Raw genomic sequence first — 18,234 nt, 5'->3', positions numbered from 1 at the left:
TCAATAGACGTCCACTAATGCACTGATAGTGAGGCGTTGCCTCAAAACTGCTGTTCGTTGCGTTAGTCGAGTCCGCCTATCCGTGGTCCCCGGTAGCTTAAATCTATTCGGACCTCGGCATCCCTTGGGAGAGCGGTCTCGGTAGCTGTATCAAGGAATACTCTTGAACCTTAATCGCGAGGAGCGGGTTCGAGGTAAGTATACATTTTTTCGCCTTGTGTTGCGAGGGGAATTGAGACTATACGAGACAATTTTTTCCTGAAGGATGCGCGTGCTGGAAAAATGGCATGATAGAGGACGATGGATGATCGTTTGCAACGCTGCGCAGTAGCGGGGCGTCCACGAGCCGACCTGTGGCTGATCCTGATGCTCGGGATTGCCGCCACAACCTCGCAGACGATCCTTGTGCGCGAGGTTGTGGTGGCCTTCGTGGGCAACGAGCTGTCGATCGGGCTGTCGTTCGCAGCCTGGTTTCTCGGCATCGGCCTGGCCGCAACAGCGGCGCGCCGGGTGCGGCTTGACGCCTCGGTTTTAGTCGCGGCGCTGCCGCTGGTCTCGGCGTCGGCCGTGGTCGTGGCGCGCATGCTGCGACCCCTGCTGGGTGTGGCCCCTGGGCAGTACGCCTCGGCCGCAGCGCTGGCCTTGGGCACGTTGCTGGTGCTCGTGCCGCCCGGCGCCGTGGTCGGCCTGGCCTTCGTGTATCTGGCGGACCTGTGGAGCGGATCAAGCAACGCGCCGTCAGACCCGGTCAGCCGCGCGTTCGGTATCGAGGCCTTGGGAAGCCTGGCGGCGGGAGCGTTGCTCAGCCTATGGCTGATCGGCCGCGTGGATCCGTTCAGCGTTCACCTCGGTCTGTTTGCCCTGGCCTGCCTGGCGGGCGTACCGCCGGCCCGCGGCCGGATCGCGATCGGCCTGCGGCTGGCCTTTTCAAGCGTTGCGATCATCTGTATCGCGGCGGGATTCGGCGCGCGGCTCGATCGAATCAGCGCGACAGCACGCTTTCGCTCGATGGTTCCTTCCGCCAAGCCGTTGCGCGTCGAGCAATCGCCCTACCAACATCTGGTGCTGGCGCACGCAGCGGGCCAGTACGACCTGTTCGGCTCGGGCACGCTGTTGGCGACGTTCCCCGATCCTTACCCGGCTGCGCGGGCGATCCATCCGGCGCTGTGCCAGGTCGAGCATCCGCGCCATGTGCTGCTGCTGGGCTGCGCCACGGCCGAGCACATAGAGCGCGCGCAAATGTACGGGGCGCAAGTCGATGTGCTGCAGCTCGATCCGGTAGCCGGCGAATTGATCCGTGAGTTCGAGCATCCGCAGCCCGCGCTTGCCGGCGCACGGATTTTGGTCGGCGACGCGCGGGCCTTTCTACGTAATGGCAGCCCGCGCTACGACCTGATTTTCTCGGCGCTGCCCGATCCCACGACAATCATGCTCAACCGCTTCGCCACCGTGGAGTTTTTCGACCAGGCGGCGCGGACCCTTGCCGATGACGGCGTGCTGGTGATCGGCGTGCAGTCCGGGGAGAATTATCTCAGCGGCGACATGGGCGCCTACCAGGGCGCGGTGTTCCGGGCATTGCAACGCTCGTTCGCGCGCGTGCTGATCTCGCCGGAGGAGCGCACGACGTTTTACGCCACCAACGGATCGTCCGCCACCGACGATCCGCAAGAGCTGGCGCGGCGCTACGAACAAAGCGGCGTGAACGATCCGTTCTTTGATCCCGTAATGTTCGGCGAGCTGTTTCCCGCCGGCCGCATTGCGCAGCATCGCAGTGCGCTGGAGCGGCTGGCGCCGGATCGGCCGAACACCGACGAGCGGCCGATTGCCCCCTATTTAAGCCTGATCCTCTGGGACCAGTACGCCGGAGGATCGTTGGCCCCGCTGCTGCGCAAACTCTCGCGGGCCCGGTGGCCGACCTTCGCCTTTCCGCTGGCGCTGCTCAGCGCAGCGGCCGCGCTGCTGGTGCTGATCCGCGGTCCACGCAAATTGCGCGTGGGGCTGACCAGCCTGTCGATCGGCAGCACCGGCTTGGCGGGCATGGCGCTTTACGTGATGCTGATCAGTGCGTTCCAGAACCGCTTCGGCAGCCTCTACCAACAGATCGGCCTGTTTACCGCGATGTTCATGGCGGGCCTGGCTGCGGGCAGCTTCATCGGACGAAGGCTGACGCGCGGATTGCGCACGGGCAACACAGCGCCCCTGCTGCTCGGGGAGCTGGCAGTCTGGGCCGCGATTGCGCTGGCCGGACTGGCGGCGACCGACGTATTGGGAGCGGCCATCGGGCTGAGCCGCGCCTGGTGGTTCGGCCTGATGGCGCTGGCTGGCGCGGCAACAGGGCTGTGCTATCCGGCAGGGACGCTGCTGCTGGCACAGGACGATCTGCGCAAGTCCGCGTCGCTGCTTGAGGGAGCCGATCACCTCGGCGCATGTATCGGAGGGTTGCTCGGCGCGCTGATTCTGATCCCGCTGGCCGGATTCGCGGGCGCCGCCTGGAGCCTGTGGTTGTTCAAGCTACCGGTAACCCTGCTGGCGCTGTACACACTAATTCTGCGCAGAACCACTTGAAAAGCTCGAACTCTCGGGCTATATAGATTGACCTGTTAGGTTCTGGGCGGTTAACTCAGCGGAAGAGTGCCATCCTCACACGGTGGAAGTCGCTGGTTCGAATCCAGTACCGCCCACCAGAAAACAGCGGGGCAGGGCGATCAGCCCTGCCCTTTTTGTATTTGATCCGGCTGCCTCAACGGCCGAGGCGAGATAGAAAAAGGCCCGGGCTCTGAGCCCCGGGCCTTGTACGTTCGGCTGGTTGGTCTCTGCCTATTGGATCTTTTGCAGATGCTCGAGCAGGAACATCCCACTCTGCTCGTTGTCTTCGATCAACAGGGCCTGAACGGCGTATTGGATCTCGATCTCCCACTTGGCGCCGGTCTGGGTGGTGACGATGACCTTGTAGCACGGCTTGTCCAGGGATTTGCTCAGCTCGGCGCTCGCCCCGATGCACATCCCGAGGAACTCGTATTCGTCGGTGACCGTGCCGGATTTCCAGGCACAATAGATGTCGTATTTGCCGTCTACGATTTTGAAATCGACGTCGGTCTCTGCGCCTAGACTCTTGAGCGTGGAAGCGATCAGCGCCTCTCCGTCGGTCTCGCCGAAGGTCAGGTCCTGAGCCATGACAGCCAGCGGCAGAGCGATCAACAATCCAATTGCGAGTATCTGTGCGGTACGCCGCATGAAATTCTCCTTGTAACCGGGTTTGAAATATCGTTGGCAAATCTTATCGGGCAGCCTGATAAGTGTCAAACGATTTTCCCGATCGCACCCGGGGGCCGGTCTACGGCGCTTCTTGGTTTATCGCCAACCCCCACATATAATATGCGCGGCCGATCCAATAGCGCCGACAAAGGGGAGTTCGCGGGTGATCTCGCATGTTTTACAATGGGATCAGCAGCTGTTTCTGCTGCTCAACAGCCGTTGTTCCAACGAGCTTCTAGATCTGTTGTTCGGCCTGCTGAACTTGGTGGGCAACGGCTGGTGCGCCGCGGTGTTGGTCATTCCGCTGATTCTGCTCTACGACCCGGCCCACGGCAGACGCCGTGTGCTCGCCGTGGCGTTGTGCGTGGCAATCGCGGGCCTGACGATCAATCTGGCCAAGCCGCTGGCCGGACGCGCCCGTCCGATCGTGGAGTTCAAGCAGCAGCTCAACACGCCCATCGGGCACGACGAGCCGGTGTTGGCCGATTGGATCCCTTGGGATAAGAAGGTCTACAAGCTCGATCCACAGTGGATTGCGCTGCACGCGCCGCAGTACTCGGAACTGGCCGGTCCGGCGCTCTACCGTTTCGGCGCGGGATTGGGTCGCCATTCGAGCATGCCCAGCGGCCATACTGCAACGGCCTGGAGCCTGCTGTTCTGCCTGTGGTTCATCTACCGGCGACGGCCGATTGCCTACCTGCTGTTGGGTCTGGGTGCGGGGACGGCCCGGGTCTACCTCGGAGCGCACTATCCCAGCGACGTGATTGTCGGCGGACTGCTCGCGGTTTTAATCGCCCGCGGCATGCTCGAGCTCACGCGGCCGCTGTGGCTGGGCAAAGCGCCCCAGCGTCCCGGTCCGTTGCTCGCGGTCTCGGTGGGCGAGGCCAGCGCCGATGTCTACGCTGCGCAACTGATCCAGCGGCTGCAGCAGGATGAACCGCAACTTAAGGCTGCGGGCATGGGCGGCGAGAACCTGGTGCGGGCCGGGATGGAGCAGCTGGTGGACGCCTCGGACCTGAGCATCGTGGGCTTCACCCAGGTGCTCGGCGGCGCGGGTCGGATCAGGCGCGCACTACTTAAGTTGATGCGCCTGCTCGATCAGCAGCGGCCCGATCTGCTGCTGTTGATCGATCTGCCCGATTTCAACCTGATGCTGGCGCGCCACGCGCGACGGCTGGGCATTCGCGTGCTGTACTTCATCCCGCCGCAGGTTTGGGCCTGGCGTAAAGGCCGGGCGCGCAAGGTTGCCAAGCGCATCGACCGGCTGGCGGTGATCTTCCCGTTCGAGGCCGAGCTGTACAGCGACCGCGGCGCACAGGTGGACTTCGTCGGACACCCGCTGGTCCAGCGGGCCAGGCCCAAGCTGGGGCGCGAGGAGTTCCTGAACAAGCACGGGTTCGATCCGCAAAAGCGCCTGGCGGCGATCATCCCGGGAAGCCGCGGTAGCGAGATCAATCTGTTATTGCCGCCGATGCTCGACGCCGCTGTCGAGCTGGCGAAAGATTTCGACGATTTGCAGTTCGCGGTCTCGCGGGCGCCGGGCGTCGCGCCGGGGCGGATCGAGGCCGAGCTGGAGCGTTCGCAGGTCGAGGCCCGCGTGATCACGGGCGAGGTCTACGAGCTGATGGCCGCGGCCGACGTGGGCCTGGTGACCAGCGGCACGGTGACCCTCGAGGCCGCCCTGTGCGGCCTGCCGATGGTGATCGCCTACATGGGCAACTGGATCAACTACTCGCTGGCGAAGATGCTGGTGAGCATCGACCGCGTCGGACTGCCCAACATCGTGGCCCGCCGCGACTTGGTGGTGGAACTGATTCAGTCCGAGGTCACCGGCGAGCGGCTGGCAGCCGAGGCCCGGCGGTTTCTCGAAGACCCGCGGTTGGCTGGTCAAACACGCCAAGAGCTTCTAACCTTACGCGAGTCGCTACTCGGGGGAGACGTGATCGGGCGCGTGGCCGCGATTGCCCGAGAGATGATGAACAGGAGCTGAGATGGGGGGTTGGGCAAAGTTGTTCGAGCGCTTCAAGCGCTACTGGGTGTCGCTGCTGCTGGCGATAGTCTGTGCCATTTCCATCTCGGCCATCACCGGCGCCACGGCCTACCTGGTCGATCCGATCCTCAACGGCATCTTCCTGCCCGGGGACGAAGACGCATCGGCGCTCGCTACTGCGATTAAAGCTCCGACGATTCCCTCCTCGCCGGTGGACAAAATGCGCTTCGATCCGATCCGCAAGACCGACGAGGGCTACACTTTCTTCTCGGTCCCGGTGGCTGACCGTGGAGGGATGCTCTACCTGCTTTCGGGGATGGTAGTGGGGCTGTACCTGCTCAAGGGCCTGTTCCGCTTCTGTCAGGGAATGCTGCTGCGGCGGGCGGGACAGCGCGTCGTGATGTCGATGCGCGAGGAGCTGTACACCCACTACCAGGACATGTCGGTGGGCTTCTTCAGCGATCAGAACACCGGCAACATGATGAGCCGTGTGACCAACGATGTGCAGATGGTGCAAAACGCCATGCCCAGCCTGGTCCACCTGTTCCGCGAACCGCTGACCATGGCGGCTCTGGCGATGGTCGCCTTTTACCAGAACTTCTGGCTGAGCCTGATTATCCTGGTCGTCTTCCCGCTGACCGCGTTCCCGCTGGTCCGCTTCGGCCGCAAAGTGCGCAAGTACACCAAGCGCGGACAGGAACGCTTGGGACGGCTCTCGTCGATCCTCAAGGAGAACTTCGCCGGGATCCGCGTGATCAAGGCCTTTGGTATGGAGCGTTACGAGATCGATCGTTTCGTCAACGAGAATGAACGGGTCTACAAGGCCAACGTCAGACAGATTTTGTTCTCGGAGCTGAGCAGCCCGGTGATCGAGGTGATGGGGGCGCTGGCCGCGGCCAGCGTGATCATCTTCGGCGGGATGCAGGTGATAACCGGCCAGAGTACGCCCGGACAGTTCTTCAGCTTCCTCGCGGCCCTGGGGTTGATGTACGAGCCGTTGCGCAAGATCAATCGTTTTAATATCAGCTTCCAGCAGGCGCTTGGCGCGGCCGACCGGATTTTCCAGGCGCTGGACCAAGAGCCGACAGTCACCGAGAAGCCCGGGGCGATCGAATTGACCAAGGCGCCGGAACAAATCGCGTTCGACGACATCAGCTTTGCCTACGACAGCGAGCCGGTGCTCGTCAACCTTAGCTTCGATGTGCATCACGGCCAGGTCGTGGCGCTGGTCGGCAGCTCCGGCGCGGGCAAGACCACGGTGGCCAACCTGATCCCGCGCTTTTGGGACGTCACCTCCGGCCGCATTTTATTCGACAAGGTCGACCTGCGCGATCTGAGTCTGAACAGCCTGCGACGCAACATCGGACTGGTGACCCAGGAGACCTTCCTGTTCGACGATACGATCGCCAACAACATCGCCTACGGCCACGGCGACGCGGACCCGAGCAAGATCGAGGCCGCGGCAAAGGCGGCCAATGCCCATCGCTTTGTCACCGGGTTTCCCAAGGGCTACCAAACGAGAGTCGGCGAGTTGGGCGTTAAGCTTAGCGGCGGACAGCGACAGCGCTTGGCGATCGCCCGCGCGCTGTTTAAGGACGCGCCGATCCTGATTCTCGATGAGGCGACCTCAAGCCTCGACGCCGAGAGCGAGGCCGAGGTCCAGGCCGCACTGGAGAACCTGATGTGCAATCGCACGACGTTCGTCATCGCCCATCGGCTCTCAACGGTGCGCAAGGCCGACCGCATCCTGGTGCTCTCCCAGGGGCGCATCGTCGAGGACGGCCGTCACGACGAGCTGATCGCTCGCAACGGCGAGTACCATCGGCTCTACCAGATCCAGTTCCAGGATAAGTAATTGCGGCGGCACGCCCTGGCCCTGGCAGGAGCGATCGCGCTGATTACTGCTGCGCGGCTGCTGTTCTGCTCGCGGCTGGGGCTGATCCCGGACGAGACCTACTACTGGACCTGGGGCAAACGCCTGGCGCTGTGCTACTTCGACCAGCCGGGGATGACGGCCTGGGTCAACGCGCTGAGCGCGCGGCTGCTGGGAACCTCGCCGTTGGCGGTACGCGCTCCGGCTCTGCTGCTGGGCGTGTGCGGCACGATCCTGGTTTACCTCACGGCGCGGACGCTGTTCGCCGATAAGACCAAGGCGCTGCTTAGCGCGATAGCGTTCAACCTCGTGCCGCTGTTCGCCGCGGGCACGGTGCTGATGATCCACGACACCGTGCTCAGCCTGTTCTGGCTGCTGGCGCTGTACGCCATGGCCCGGCTGCTGAAAAAGCCCGGCGCGTTGAACTACACGCTGCTGGCCCTGGCGCTGCTGGGCGCGCTGTACTCCAAGCTGACTGCAACCTTGCTCTGCGCGATGGTCGCCCTGTGCGTGCTGGCGATCCCCAGGCTGCGCGCGAGCCTGCGCACGCCCTGGCCGTGGCTGGCCGCGACTATCGTGGCAATCGGCTTCGCGCCGGTGATCGTTTGGAACGTCGAGCATCAGTGGATCACAGTGCTGGTGGTGGACAAGATCGGGCACCGGGCGCACGCCGATTTGGGCCAGGCGTTGCAATATTTCGTCGAGACGTTGCTGGCGCAGCTCGTGCTGGTGCCACCGGCAATTTTGGGAGCTGTGGTCGCGGTGCGGGCGATGCAAGATTATCGCCGTCGACCCCAGTCGCCCGAGCTGCTGCTGGCGTTGCTCAGCGTGCCGATGCTGATCTACTTCCTGCTGATCGCATTTCGCACCGAGGTTCAGGCCAACTGGCCGGCCCTGGCCCACGCACCGTTGGTGCTGCTGGCGGTGAGCTGGACGGTCGATGCTTGGCGCGGGGGGCGGCGCGCAATCGCACGGCTGGGCGTGGCCTTGCTGGTAATCGCCGCGGTGCTGACCGTGGTGATGCACGTGCAGGCGCTACGTCCGATTTTGCCCGTGGCCCGGATTATCAGCGCGATCGGCATGCCGCAGCGCGCCAGGGACCTAACCGACCAGGCCTACGGCTGGCCCGAGCTGGCGCAGCGCGTGCAGCGCGAGATCCAGGACGCGCCCGACCCGGCGCACACCATCGCCGGATCGCGTTGCTACCAGATCGCCAGCGAGCTGGAGTACCACCTGCCGGGAAGCCCGCAGACCTTCAGCGCCAATTATTCGACCAAGGGCAACGACTACGATCTGCGCGTGGATTATCATGCGCTTGAGGGCTGGACGTTCGTGATCGTTGATTTGCCGGGAATGAAGCTGACCTCGCGCTTTCGCAAGCACTTCGGCGGTTGCGAGCTGTTGCGCGGATACGTCGAGCGCTGCGGCGGCTGCGACGTGCGTCAGTGGTTCGGCACGCTGGGCCTGGGCGCGCAGCAGACCCTGGGTCGGCACGCCCGGCCGCTGCTGAGCGCGTTGCGTCCGCTGCTGAGCTGCTGCCGAAGGTTGCCCGATTTTGAGTTCAGCCGCGACGGGCGGACCTTCGGCCGGTCCGAGGTTTGGCGCTGCGAGGGGTTCGGCGTGGCGGGATCGTTCGAGGATTACTTTGACGATCCGTTGGGCAACGTGGCACAGCGGCTGAGGGATAAGCGGGAGAACAGATGATTCGCGCGCTGTACAACCTGCTGTGGTACGTCGCCGCCCTGGTGTTGATTCCGACCTGGGCGGTCGGTGCGCTGCTGCGTCCGCGCTGGCGTCGCGGCGCTTTGGAGCGGCTGGGGCTGATTTCGTTGCCCGCCGATTGCAAAGCGCCGTTGCACGTACATGCCGCATCGGTGGGCGAGGTGCGGGCCGCGGAGCCGCTGATCCAGGCGCTGCGCGCGCGTGGGCTGGGGCCGCTTTTGATCAGCACCTCCACACCCGAGGGGCGTCAGGCAGCGACGGATCGCTGGGGCGACGAGATTCCTACCGTGCTGTTCCCCTTTGACTTTCGACCGCTGGTGCAGATCTGGCTGCGCCGGGCGCAACCACGAATCACGATTTTGGTCGAGACCGAACTGTGGCCCGAGATGATCTGGGCCCATCGCGATCATGCAATTCCCCTGGCGCTGGTCTCGGGCCGGCTCTCGGATCGCAGCTATCCGCGCTACCGCATGGCGCGGCCGGGGCTGCGTTCGATCTTCGCCGCCATCGAAGTTAAGGCGGTTCAGACTACGCTGCATGCCGCGCGCATGATCAGAATCGGCGCCAAGCCCACGAGCGTGTTTATCAGCGGCAACGCCAAGTTCGACAGCCCGATCGCCACAGCCGAGCAAGGCGAGGCCTACAAACTTGCGCTCGATTTTAAGGGCGAGGGCCTGCTGCTGATCGGCGCCAGTACTCACCAGGGCGAGGAGACCGCATGCGGCAGGGCGTTGTTGGCCGCGCGGGAGGCCGGCGTTCAGTGCCGTCTGCTGGTTGCCCCGCGGCACCTCGAGCGCGTGTCGCAGGGCCGCTCTGATCTCGAGGCTCTGGGGCTCAGTGTGGACTTGCGCTCGACCCCGGGCGTCGTCCAGAACGCGGACGTGCTGGTGCTCGATACGGTGGGCGAACTGACCTCGGTGCTGGGTCTGGCCGACGTGTGCTTTGTCGGCGGCAGCCTGGCGCGGGTCGGCGGACACAATGTGCTTGAGCCGGCCGCACAAGCCAGGGCGGTGCTGGTGGGCCCGCATACGCAGAATTTCGTTTCCGAGATCTCGACGCTGCAGCACGCCGGCGCATTGTGTACGGTGCGCGACGGCAAGGGGCTGGCAGACGTCGTCGTGGAGCTGCTGTCCGATCCCGTGAAGCGCGATACAATGGGCCAAGCTGGACAACTGGCGGTGCGCTCGGGCAGCGGCGCGGTTGACCGAACCCTGTCGGTGCTCGCCCGACGCTGGCCCGAAATTATCGGGGAGGGGCGATGAAGCGATTTTCAATCGGAGTCGTGTTCGGGATCCTGGCGATGTTCATATTCGGGATCGCCGGGGGCGACGGGATCTTTTCCGACATCTGCCACGAGGCGCGCAAGGCCGTGGGCTGGCATCATAACGTGGAGCGGCCGGTAAAAAAGACTATCGAACGTGCAACGGACGGAGCCGAGGACCTGGCGGACGATGCGGTCGAGGTAATCGAGGATTCCGTGGACGGAATGCGGAAAAAGGTCGATTAGGCGGCTATCAGCTGCGGCAAGGCTCGTGTATTACGATAATTTTAAATTAGCTTAAAATTTGCTTGATTGCCTGGGCCACGGCCGACTTGCGGTGCCGCTTGTTCTTGGCCAGCACGGTCTGTGCCTCGTCGTTCTTGATATCTCCCAGGGCGTTGGCAGCGGCGACCATCACGTTGTCGCTCTTTTTATTGCGCGCGAACAGCCCGTCGGGCTTGAGGCATTCGGCCAGCGGTTCGATCGCCCGTGGGTCGCCGATCTTGCCCAGCGCCTGGCACACGTCCAGCACTAAATCCTCATGGGGCTGGCTGTAGACGACCGCGCTGTCTTTGATTAGTGCGATCAGCCTGTCAACCGCCTTGCGGCTGGAGTTGGTGCGGAAATGGTTGACGACCTGACGCCTGATTATTGAACTCGAATCGTCGATCGACTTGATCAGCAGATCGTTGGCCTGCCCACTGTTAATCTTGATCAACGACTGTACGCAGGCTTTACGTACGCGTTCCTCATTATGGTCCAGCAGCTTGTCGATGGCTGCGATCGCCTGCGGCGTTCCCGCGTCGCCCAGCAGCAGCGCCAGGTTGCGGTCGAAGTACCATTGGTTGTCCGGGTTCGCGGCTCGCGAGAGCAGCTCGTTCTGGAGCTGACGGGCCATCTTGGAAAGCAGCGTCAGGCATTTCTTGCGCGCGCGCCGGTCGTCGCTGTCGCGTAGCAGGTCGAGCAGTTGCGATCCTAGCTTGGCGCGATCGATGGACATGATTGCCTTTTCGGCGGTCCGCGATTGCGCGTCGTTATTTCCGCCGTAGCTCTCGATCAGCTGCATGACAAGCTCGCGGTTGGACGAGATCTTGGCGTCGACCGTGGCCAGTGCCTTGGCCGCCTGCTCGTCCGATCCGTTCAGCGCCTTTTTCAGCGCCGGAAGATAATCGATTAATTTTGTGAGGGAACCGAATGCCCGGGCATCGATCGCCTCGTCGATCAGTCCGCCGAGTTCCTGCAACTCGACCAGCCGCACCTCGGGCTGCTGCTCTTTGGCGATTCCGGAGGTCAGCATCTTCAGACCGTCGTCGATGCTCAGTGGCTTTTGCGAGCGGACCAGCTTGACCAATCCGGCGCTGAGCACACGCGCGGCCGTAATACGGTCGTCGGCCGACGCGACTTTGAGGTTGTCGCCGACGTGTTCGAGCAGGCGCTTGGCCACGTCGTAACGATTGTGCGAGATCACGCGGTCCATCAGCCCGGGTAGGTGTTTAGAGACCTCGGGCTTGATCAGTTCCGCGGGCGGCTGGGTGATCAGACGTTTGAGCTTGATCAACAGCAGCCCCTCGGGTTTGGCCATTTCGCGCACCAGCACCTCGGCGGTCTGGATCATCTTTTTTCCGCGATCAAGCATCTGGGTCTCGCCGAGCTTGGCGCTGATGTCGAGCAGCGCGGCCAGCACCCTGGCGCTTTCAAGCACCACCTCGCGTTTGACCTCGAAGTCATCCGGGGCGATGCCGCCGATGATCGAGGTGTAGTTCTCCTGAATCACCTCGAGGATGTCGGCGCGCTTGTCCGGGCCGATGTGCTCGATGATCCGTTTCTTAATTCCGATTTTACTGACGTCCTCATCGATGGTGTCGACCAGCACGCGGGTCAGCGTATGCGGCTGGAAGTTGACCACGACCTTGAGGAAGTTATCGATCAGCTTGGTCTGCACTTCAGGCTGGGGGAACTTGGCGATCGTCTGACTGACTTTGACGATCGTGTCGGTCAAATTCTTGATCCGCGCCCCTTGGGCGACTTCGCCGTCCTCGTGCTCGTCGCCGCCCCGGCCCACACTTAGCGTCTGGCCCTCGATGGCCATTGCGATGGCGCGGGCGACCTTGGGGAAGTCCTCCTCGCGCATCTCGTTGATCTGTCTGTCGCTGTAGTCGATGTTCTGCAGATCGTCTATCGGCAGTTTGCTCATCAGGAATTTGATGAACATACCGCTGGACACGCCCTCAGCGCTGATGTTCATGCCGCCGGAGGAGGCCAGCCGCTCCAGGTCGCTCTTGTTGGCGACGGCCTGGTCCTTGGCTAAGGCGATGTAGATCTTTTCGTCGACCTTGATTTTGGTGATGCCGCGCTTGTTCATCACCTCGTGCAGCGTGCCCTCTTTATCGAGATCTTCCCTGCGCGTTCCCAGCACACGCAGGAACTGGACCAGCTCCTCTTCGTCCAACCCCTTGTCGAACGAGATGCTCTGGACTTGGCGGCCCACGAGGTTCTTGACGAACCCCTGCACGTATCCTCGTTTTTGGATTTTCTCACCGAGCACGGTGTCGTCGATCAGCAACAGGTCGTCGGCTTGTCCGAGGCTGATCGTGGCAGAGAACTCGAAGGCCTCGTTCAAAGATTTAATTGCGCGTTCGATGGCCATTGAGATCGCCGCGCTGCCCGGCGGGTAGCGGTTGACGTTGACGATCGTACCGCTGATGGCCTGGACGAACTCGAGGGTCGCCTCGAGAAACTGTTCGTTGCGAATCAGCGAGGATCCCTTGGAGTCGGATGAGGTCTTGGGGGGCTGTTCAGTACTCACTTCGGACATCCGAGGAGAATTGGGTTTAAATCCTATGTTGCGGCAGTCGATCAGCCCGGCCGCTTATCGCTCAATACGAGTGGCAGGCCAAACACTGATCGTCGGAGTGTACACCGCCGTGCACGTTGTAGTGACATCCCTGCTCGATGCAGGAGTAGTCCGGCCGCTCGCCGTGGGTGATCGTCGGAATCTCCGGACCGGGCTGAACCTCGTGGCACAAGACGCACTGATTCGGGGAATTCCAGCCGGTGCAGACCATATCCTCGTGGCACTCGGTGCATTGAGATTCGGGATGATGCCAGGCCGGCGCTTGCGGGCCGCTGTAGATCTGGTCCTCGCTGCCGGTGGGCGCGTCCGGATTGGGCTCCGCGCATCCCGAGACCAGCGATGCCAGCGCCAGCGCGATCAGCAGCGACCAGACGATAGACGATTTTATACCAGCCATTGTCAGCCTCAATCCTTGTGGCAGAACGAGCATGGACGGTCTTTCCCGCGCTCAATTCCCGGAGCGGTCGTCCAGCCCGAGGGATGCGGATTGTTCTGGGGCAGCGAGTGGCAACGGATGCAGTTGCTGCCCGGGCCCCTGTCGTGGCACGAGGCGCACTCGATGATGCGGCGCCTGGCCTCCGGCCCGTGGAATTTAGAGCTGTTGGGATTGATCCAGCCCTTGGGATGGGTCATCAGCTTGACCTCGGACTGCGGCCCCTTGCCGTTGCGGGCGTGGCAGCTCTGACAGGTGTTGATCGTGTGGCACTTCAGGCAGCGCTCCTGCTGGAAGCCGGTCTCGGCTGCGTGGGTCGTGATCCAGTCGCCGCGATGGATGAAGCTGCGGCGCACCAGTTCGGGGAACTTGACCGATGAGCGCAACACGCCCTCGCGTTTGTTGTGGCAGTCGGTACAGAAGTCGAGATGGTGGCACTGCGAGCAGGTGCGTGTGGTCAGCCTGGCGAATCCGGGATGGTCGGTGAGGAAGTTGTCTTTGTGCGAGAAGTTGGACAGCTTGCTCAGGCCGATCGACTGGAAGGTGCGGTGGCAAAGCGCGCACTGCAGGTTCTCGATCGCCTCGCTGTGGCAGGCGTTACAGTCCTCGTGGTCGAGCACGCTCGGATCGAGCCTGCCGCCGTAGCCGTGGCAGTCCTCGCAGTCGTCCATTGTCTGCGGGTGATCGGCGTGGGAGAAGACAATCGGCCGGATCTCGTCGCCGTAACCCACCGAGTCCTCGACGCGCGCGATCTCGACGTGACACAGCCCGCATTGTTCGCGGTCCTTCACGTCGTGGCAACTGTCGCAAATCGACTTGGGCGGATAGATCCGGTTGGCGCCGGTGTGCTCGCGGATGTTGGCGTGGCAGTCCAGGCAGGCCATGTTCCGATCGATATGCTTCTGATGCACGATGCGGATGTCGGAGGCGCGTTTGCCGCGCCGATGCTGCCCCAGGGCAATCCCCGACACCAGCAGGCACAGCACAACAACGACGATCAGCGTCGCTTTAGAGCGTGGGCTGCTGCTCATTGGTCGGAACTCCAGAAGGTTTTGTCTACGTTGAAGGAGAGCTTCAGCAGCCCCCGCACTTCATCTTCGTAGAACGGATTTTGAACGTAGGTCGTCGATCCGACGATTTGGAAATAATCGGTGATGTCGATGCCGAAGGTCCCGGTGGCGCTCAGCGATACGTCTTGTTCGTAGATCTCCTCGTCCAGCAGCGTGCCGGCCACGTCGGCGGTGCAGAACAGCCGCTTGGCGAAGCCCTGGCGGTAATACATGCGCGCTTGGTTGTAGCCGCGCTGCGGATCGTTGAGGTAGACGTACTGAATCCCGAGGCTGTTGGCCAACTGCTTGCCGTAGATTACTGCCAGGCCACCCGAGGCGCGGTGCGAGGGGTCGCCCAGCGCTTTGTCCTCGAACGCCACAATGCCGTACTCGGCGCGAGCCTCGAGATGCGTCATAAACACGAAGGTCGTGGCCAGCTGACCGTGGTGGTAGGCGTCCATGGTGAAGACGGAGAGCGGGCTGGCCTTGCCCAACAGCGTCGAGGGCGTCACCCGCTCGTAGAGCGCGATGATCTTGGATCCGCCCAGTGGGCGGAACACGGCCATGCTCTCGCCGTCGTAGACCTCGGCCATCCGCGTATCGAAATAGATGTGGCCCGAGAAGGCGAACCAGGGCAGCGGCGTGGAGTTGAGCTGCAGGCCGGCGATCTCGTTGTCGATGGTGCGCTCTTCGATCTTCTTGGTGTACGTCGCGGCGAACTCGAAGAACGGATCAAGGGCGTAATCCAGTCGCCCGCCGAAGATCCAGTCGCCCTCGCGATCACCGATCGAGCTGACCACCGGCGCGCCGCCGAACCAGGTCAGGTTGAGCCCGATCGGGAAGCGGCCGACGAAGCTACCGCCGTCGAACGGTTCGACGATCAGCGAGGGCCCGAGCATCATCCGGCCGGCCCTGATCGTGAACAAGTTCTCGGGCCCTTCGTACTGCAGGAAGCCGTAGGTCAGGTCGCCGTCGCCTATCGGCAATTCCTCGTCGTTCTGATCGACTTGTTCCCAGGGCTCGAAATTGGGCCGATCCATCGATTCGATTCGGCCCCAGCCCGAGGCGTGGATGCTAAGTCCCTGGGCGCCGAAATCGGCCAGGCTGGTGCTGAGGAATTGGTAGACCGGTAGCCGGTCGGTGTTCTCGTCCGCGTAATAAGTCTGGAAGTAGTACGGCATGGTGATCGAGCGCACGTAGATGTCAGCGGAGTATGCCGTTGAACCGAGCAGCAGGACGAGAATACAGCAGCTGAGGAGTGTTTTTCGGAGCACGAAAAGTCCTCTCAATTATCAGTATCTGTGCTGGCTAGACAGGAACATGTCATTAAGAAAATTCTTGTTAGTATAGAAATTGGAAGTTTTTCGGTCAAGGTCGGATGACTAGGATTATTAGTGGTAAGCGGTTTGCGATAATTCGACGCCGTTTAGATTGATTTTCCAAGCCCGGCCACAAGGCCGGAGAGCCGAAGGGTTGACTTGCCGCCCCAGCCCCAATGACAATCGCTGCGATGGCTAAAGTCCAAGTTACAGTTCCCCTGGCGCTGCTCAAGCTCGCGGGCAATCAACGCCAAGTTCAGCTCGAGGCCGATGATGTGAGCCAGGCCGTTGCGCGGCTCGACGAGCTGTTCCCCGGATTCGCCTCACGGATTTACGATAAAGACCGCACGCCGCATCGACACGTCGCGGTCTACGTCGACCGAGTCGACGTGCGGCGACTCGACGGGCACCAAACCGTGCTCAGCGACGGGGACGAAATCGCGATCTTTCCCGCGATCGGCGGCGGATGAAGATGATTTCATCCGAGAACTATCCCCTAGCTTCCTATGCAGCGCGCAGCGACGCCAGTTGCGGCAGACGGTATCCAGAGGTGTTCCGCGACTCGCGGCCGGCATTTGAGCGCGACCGCGACCGCATCGTGCACTGCGCCGCGTTCCGGCGCCTCGAGTACAAGACCCAGGTGTTCGTCAATCATGAGGGTGACTATTACCGCACGCGGTTGACCCATTCGATCGAGGTTGCGCAGATCGCGCGCGGCATCGCCCGCCGGCTGCAACTCAATCAGGAGCTGGCCGAGGGGCTGGCCCTGGCCCACGACCTGGGACATACGCCGTTCGGCCACGCGGGCGAGGCCACGCTCAACCGGCTGATGTCCGACCACGGCGGGTTCGAGCACAACCGCCAGAGCCTGCGCGTGGTCGAATTTCTCGAGGAGCGCTACCCGGAGTTTCGCGGGCTCAACCTGACTTTCGAGTTTCGCGAGGGGATCATCAAGCACAACACAATCTACGACCGTCCCGGGTTCGCCGAGGCCGAACTCTACGGCGCGTGCCCGCCCACGCTCGAGGGCCAGCTGATCAATCTTGCCGACGAGATCGCCTACCACAATCACGACCTGGACGACGGCATCGAGTCCGGACTGCTGCCCCTCGATGATCTCGAGCGGGTTCGGCTGTGGGCGCTGACCGCCGCCGAGGTCAGACGGCGTTGGCCGAACATCGATCAACGCCGGCTGGTGCTGCGCACGATCTCGGCGCTGATCAGTCGTTTTATGGACGACGCGGTGCTGACCTCGGGCCGCCTGCTCAATGCCGAGAGGATCGACTCGATCGACGACGTGCGCGCGCAGGAGCGCTCGCTGATAGTGTTCTCCGAACAGTTCGAGCCGTTACGCGACGAGCTGCGCGCCTTCCTGCGCTGCAACCTCTACGAGCACCCCAAGCTGCTGCAATCGCGCGACGAGGCCGTGCGTTCGATCAATCTGCTGTTCGAGACTTTCCTGAATCGTCCGCAGCTGATGCCGCCCAAGTACCGCGAGATCGCCGACAAGGAAGGTTTGCCGCGCGCGATCTGCGATTATATTGCCGGGATGACCGACCGCTTTGCCCTGGAAGAGGCCAGACGCCTGGGTTAGCTCGCGAGCCTTGCTTTTAACTACTCGGAGAGATCCTCGACGATCATCTGTGCGACCTTGCGTCCGCTGCGCAGCATGCCGCCGAAGATCGGCCCCATCCGGAATCCGCCGCTGACGTTGTTGGCCGCCATGCCCGTGGCGTAGAGCCCGGGGTAGAGCTGCTTGGTGTTCTCCACGGTCGACTGCTCGCCGCTTTCGACCCACATCGGCTTCTCGCCCATCACCGCGCCCGAGGGAGTATCGAGCCTGATGCCCGCCTTGCGTGCGGCCAGGGTAGCGACCTCGCTGGGGTGGCCCGTGCCGTCGATCACCGCCTTGGAGGTCACCACCAACGGATCGACGTGCAGGCCCATGTGCTGCACCGGGGTCCAGTTGATCACCACTCCGCCCACCGAGCCTTCGCGGAACACGATGTCCTCAACGCTTACCGCGTTGAAGATTTTGGCCCCGGCCTTGAGTGCGCCGTGGATCAGCCCGGCGGCCAGTTCCACCGAATCCAGGGTGTGCAGACCGTCGCCGGCGGGCCGGTGGCCGATGCCGAACTCGTCGAGCAGCTCCAATACCTCTTGCTGCACCACCACCTCGTTGAACAGCATGCCGCCGCCCCAGGTGCCGCCGCCCGGTGCGAGCTTGCGCTCGAACATCGCGACTTTTTTCCCGGCTGCGGCCAGGTCGTGGGCCGCCACTAATCCTGCGGGACCCGCGCCGACGATCGCCACGTCTACGGTCAGGTTGGCGAGTAATTTATCGAAATAGCTTTTAACGATTGCTTGGCTGATTCGCTCTTCCATCTGGTCGGCTCCCGGGAATTATTCGTTGTGCTGATACGCGGCGGAGGCCCAAGATTACACCAACGCCGGGCCAAGTAAAGGGGGCTTGGCCAC

The 18,234-nt window shown here is 62.7% G+C and carries 14 protein-coding genes and 1 tRNA gene; 9 read left to right on the top strand and 6 right to left on the bottom strand.

The genetic code is table 11. The features are described 5' to 3' along the window. Positions 1-300 precede the first annotated feature (300 nt). Positions 301-2,565 (top strand): hypothetical protein, encoded by a 2,265-nt coding sequence (locus tag P9M14_09470; protein ID MDP8255966.1) that lies wholly within the window; start codon positions 301-303, stop codon positions 2,563-2,565. 44 nt (positions 2,566-2,609) lie between these two features. Beyond that, positions 2,610-2,684 (top strand) — tRNA-Val (locus tag P9M14_09465). 133 nt (positions 2,685-2,817) lie between these two features. Here the strand turns inward: P9M14_09465 and P9M14_09460 are convergent. Beyond that, on the bottom strand, positions 2,818-3,234 hold the full coding sequence (locus tag P9M14_09460; protein ID MDP8255965.1) for a hypothetical protein: 417 nt from the start codon (positions 3,232-3,234) through the stop codon (positions 2,818-2,820). Positions 3,235-3,418: 184 nt separating this feature from the next. Between P9M14_09460 and lpxB the strand changes: the two genes are divergently transcribed. From lpxB to P9M14_09435, 5 genes are read left to right on the top strand one after another with little or no spacing between them, the layout of a single operon-like run. Then, a complete protein-coding gene (gene lpxB / locus P9M14_09455) occupies positions 3,419-5,245 on the top strand; it encodes a lipid-A-disaccharide synthase (protein MDP8255964.1) in 1,827 nt (608 codons plus the stop codon). Between the two features lies 1 nt (position 5,246). After that, the gene (locus tag P9M14_09450; GenBank protein MDP8255963.1) at positions 5,247-7,100 is read left to right on the top strand and encodes an ABC transporter ATP-binding protein; all 1,854 of its coding nucleotides are present in this window, start codon (positions 5,247-5,249) and stop codon (positions 7,098-7,100) included. Next, on the top strand, positions 7,101-8,822 hold the full coding sequence (locus tag P9M14_09445) for a glycosyltransferase family 39 protein (protein MDP8255962.1): 1,722 nt from the start codon (positions 7,101-7,103) through the stop codon (positions 8,820-8,822). Further along, positions 8,819-10,102: a glycosyltransferase N-terminal domain-containing protein gene (locus tag P9M14_09440; protein MDP8255961.1), complete on the top strand. Its 1,284-nt coding sequence runs from the start codon at positions 8,819-8,821 to the stop codon at positions 10,100-10,102. The genes P9M14_09445 and P9M14_09440 overlap by 4 nt, the downstream gene beginning before the upstream one ends. After that, positions 10,099-10,347 (top strand): hypothetical protein, encoded by a 249-nt coding sequence (locus P9M14_09435; protein ID MDP8255960.1) that lies wholly within the window; start codon positions 10,099-10,101, stop codon positions 10,345-10,347. Before P9M14_09440 ends, P9M14_09435 begins: the two co-directional genes overlap by 4 nt. A gap of 46 nt (positions 10,348-10,393) precedes the next feature. On the opposite strand, the gene P9M14_09430 is transcribed toward P9M14_09435, so the two are convergent. The 4 genes from P9M14_09430 to P9M14_09415 form a co-directional block, all read right to left on the bottom strand. Next, positions 10,394-12,907, bottom strand: coding sequence for a HEAT repeat domain-containing protein (locus P9M14_09430; GenBank protein MDP8255959.1), 2,514 nt, complete (start codon positions 12,905-12,907; stop codon positions 10,394-10,396). Positions 12,908-12,977: 70 nt separating this feature from the next. Further along, complete coding sequence (locus P9M14_09425) at positions 12,978-13,352, bottom strand: hypothetical protein (GenBank protein MDP8255958.1); 375 nt, start codon at positions 13,350-13,352, stop codon at positions 12,978-12,980. An 8-nt stretch (positions 13,353-13,360) separates the two neighbouring features. After that, on the bottom strand, positions 13,361-14,419 hold the full coding sequence (locus P9M14_09420) for a hypothetical protein (GenBank protein ID MDP8255957.1): 1,059 nt from the start codon (positions 14,417-14,419) through the stop codon (positions 13,361-13,363). Beyond that, positions 14,416-15,711, bottom strand: coding sequence for a hypothetical protein (locus tag P9M14_09415; protein MDP8255956.1), 1,296 nt, complete (start codon positions 15,709-15,711; stop codon positions 14,416-14,418). The genes P9M14_09420 and P9M14_09415 overlap by 4 nt, the downstream gene beginning before the upstream one ends. Positions 15,712-15,947: 236 nt before the next feature. Here P9M14_09415 and P9M14_09410 point away from each other — a divergent pair, with 236 nt between their 5' ends. Together P9M14_09410 and P9M14_09405 are read left to right on the top strand one after the other, a co-directional pair. Then, a complete protein-coding gene (locus tag P9M14_09410) occupies positions 15,948-16,226 on the top strand; it encodes a MoaD/ThiS family protein (GenBank protein MDP8255955.1) in 279 nt (92 codons plus the stop codon). Next, positions 16,223-17,350, top strand: coding sequence for a deoxyguanosinetriphosphate triphosphohydrolase (locus P9M14_09405; GenBank protein MDP8255954.1), 1,128 nt, complete (start codon positions 16,223-16,225; stop codon positions 17,348-17,350). The genes P9M14_09410 and P9M14_09405 overlap by 4 nt, the downstream gene beginning before the upstream one ends. Before the next feature lie 20 nt (positions 17,351-17,370). On the opposite strand, the gene P9M14_09400 is transcribed toward P9M14_09405, so the two are convergent. After that, entirely contained in the window at positions 17,371-18,141 is a 771-nt protein-coding gene (locus tag P9M14_09400; GenBank protein MDP8255953.1) for a sulfide-dependent adenosine diphosphate thiazole synthase, read from the bottom strand. Positions 18,142-18,234 lie beyond the last annotated feature (93 nt).

Origin of the sequence: Candidatus Alcyoniella australis (genome assembly GCA_030765605.1) — a bacterium.
Taxonomy (GTDB): domain Bacteria; phylum Lernaellota; class Lernaellaia; order JAVCCG01; family Alcyoniellaceae; genus Alcyoniella; species Alcyoniella australis.
The sequence above is the reverse complement of the archived record's forward strand: the minus strand, read 5'-3'. Positions and strand labels throughout refer to the sequence as shown.

Excerpts from the sequence above, each read along its gene's own strand:
- P9M14_09470 (MDP8255966.1), top strand. The coding sequence starts at position 301 with ATGGATGATCGTTTGCAACGCTGCGCAGTAGCGGGGCGTCCACGAGCC.
- P9M14_09460 (MDP8255965.1), bottom strand. The coding sequence starts at position 3,234 with ATGCGGCGTACCGCACAGATACTCGCAATTGGATTGTTGATCGCTCTG.
- P9M14_09450 (MDP8255963.1), top strand. The coding sequence starts at position 5,247 with ATGGGGGGTTGGGCAAAGTTGTTCGAGCGCTTCAAGCGCTACTGGGTG.
- P9M14_09440 (MDP8255961.1), top strand. The coding sequence starts at position 8,819 with ATGATTCGCGCGCTGTACAACCTGCTGTGGTACGTCGCCGCCCTGGTG.
- P9M14_09435 (MDP8255960.1), top strand. The coding sequence starts at position 10,099 with ATGAAGCGATTTTCAATCGGAGTCGTGTTCGGGATCCTGGCGATGTTC.
- P9M14_09425 (MDP8255958.1), bottom strand. The coding sequence starts at position 13,352 with ATGGCTGGTATAAAATCGTCTATCGTCTGGTCGCTGCTGATCGCGCTG.
- P9M14_09420 (MDP8255957.1), bottom strand. The coding sequence starts at position 14,419 with ATGAGCAGCAGCCCACGCTCTAAAGCGACGCTGATCGTCGTTGTTGTG.
- P9M14_09410 (MDP8255955.1), top strand. The coding sequence starts at position 15,948 with ATGGCTAAAGTCCAAGTTACAGTTCCCCTGGCGCTGCTCAAGCTCGCG.
- P9M14_09405 (MDP8255954.1), top strand. The coding sequence starts at position 16,223 with ATGAAGATGATTTCATCCGAGAACTATCCCCTAGCTTCCTATGCAGCG.
- P9M14_09400 (MDP8255953.1), bottom strand. The coding sequence starts at position 18,141 with ATGGAAGAGCGAATCAGCCAAGCAATCGTTAAAAGCTATTTCGATAAA.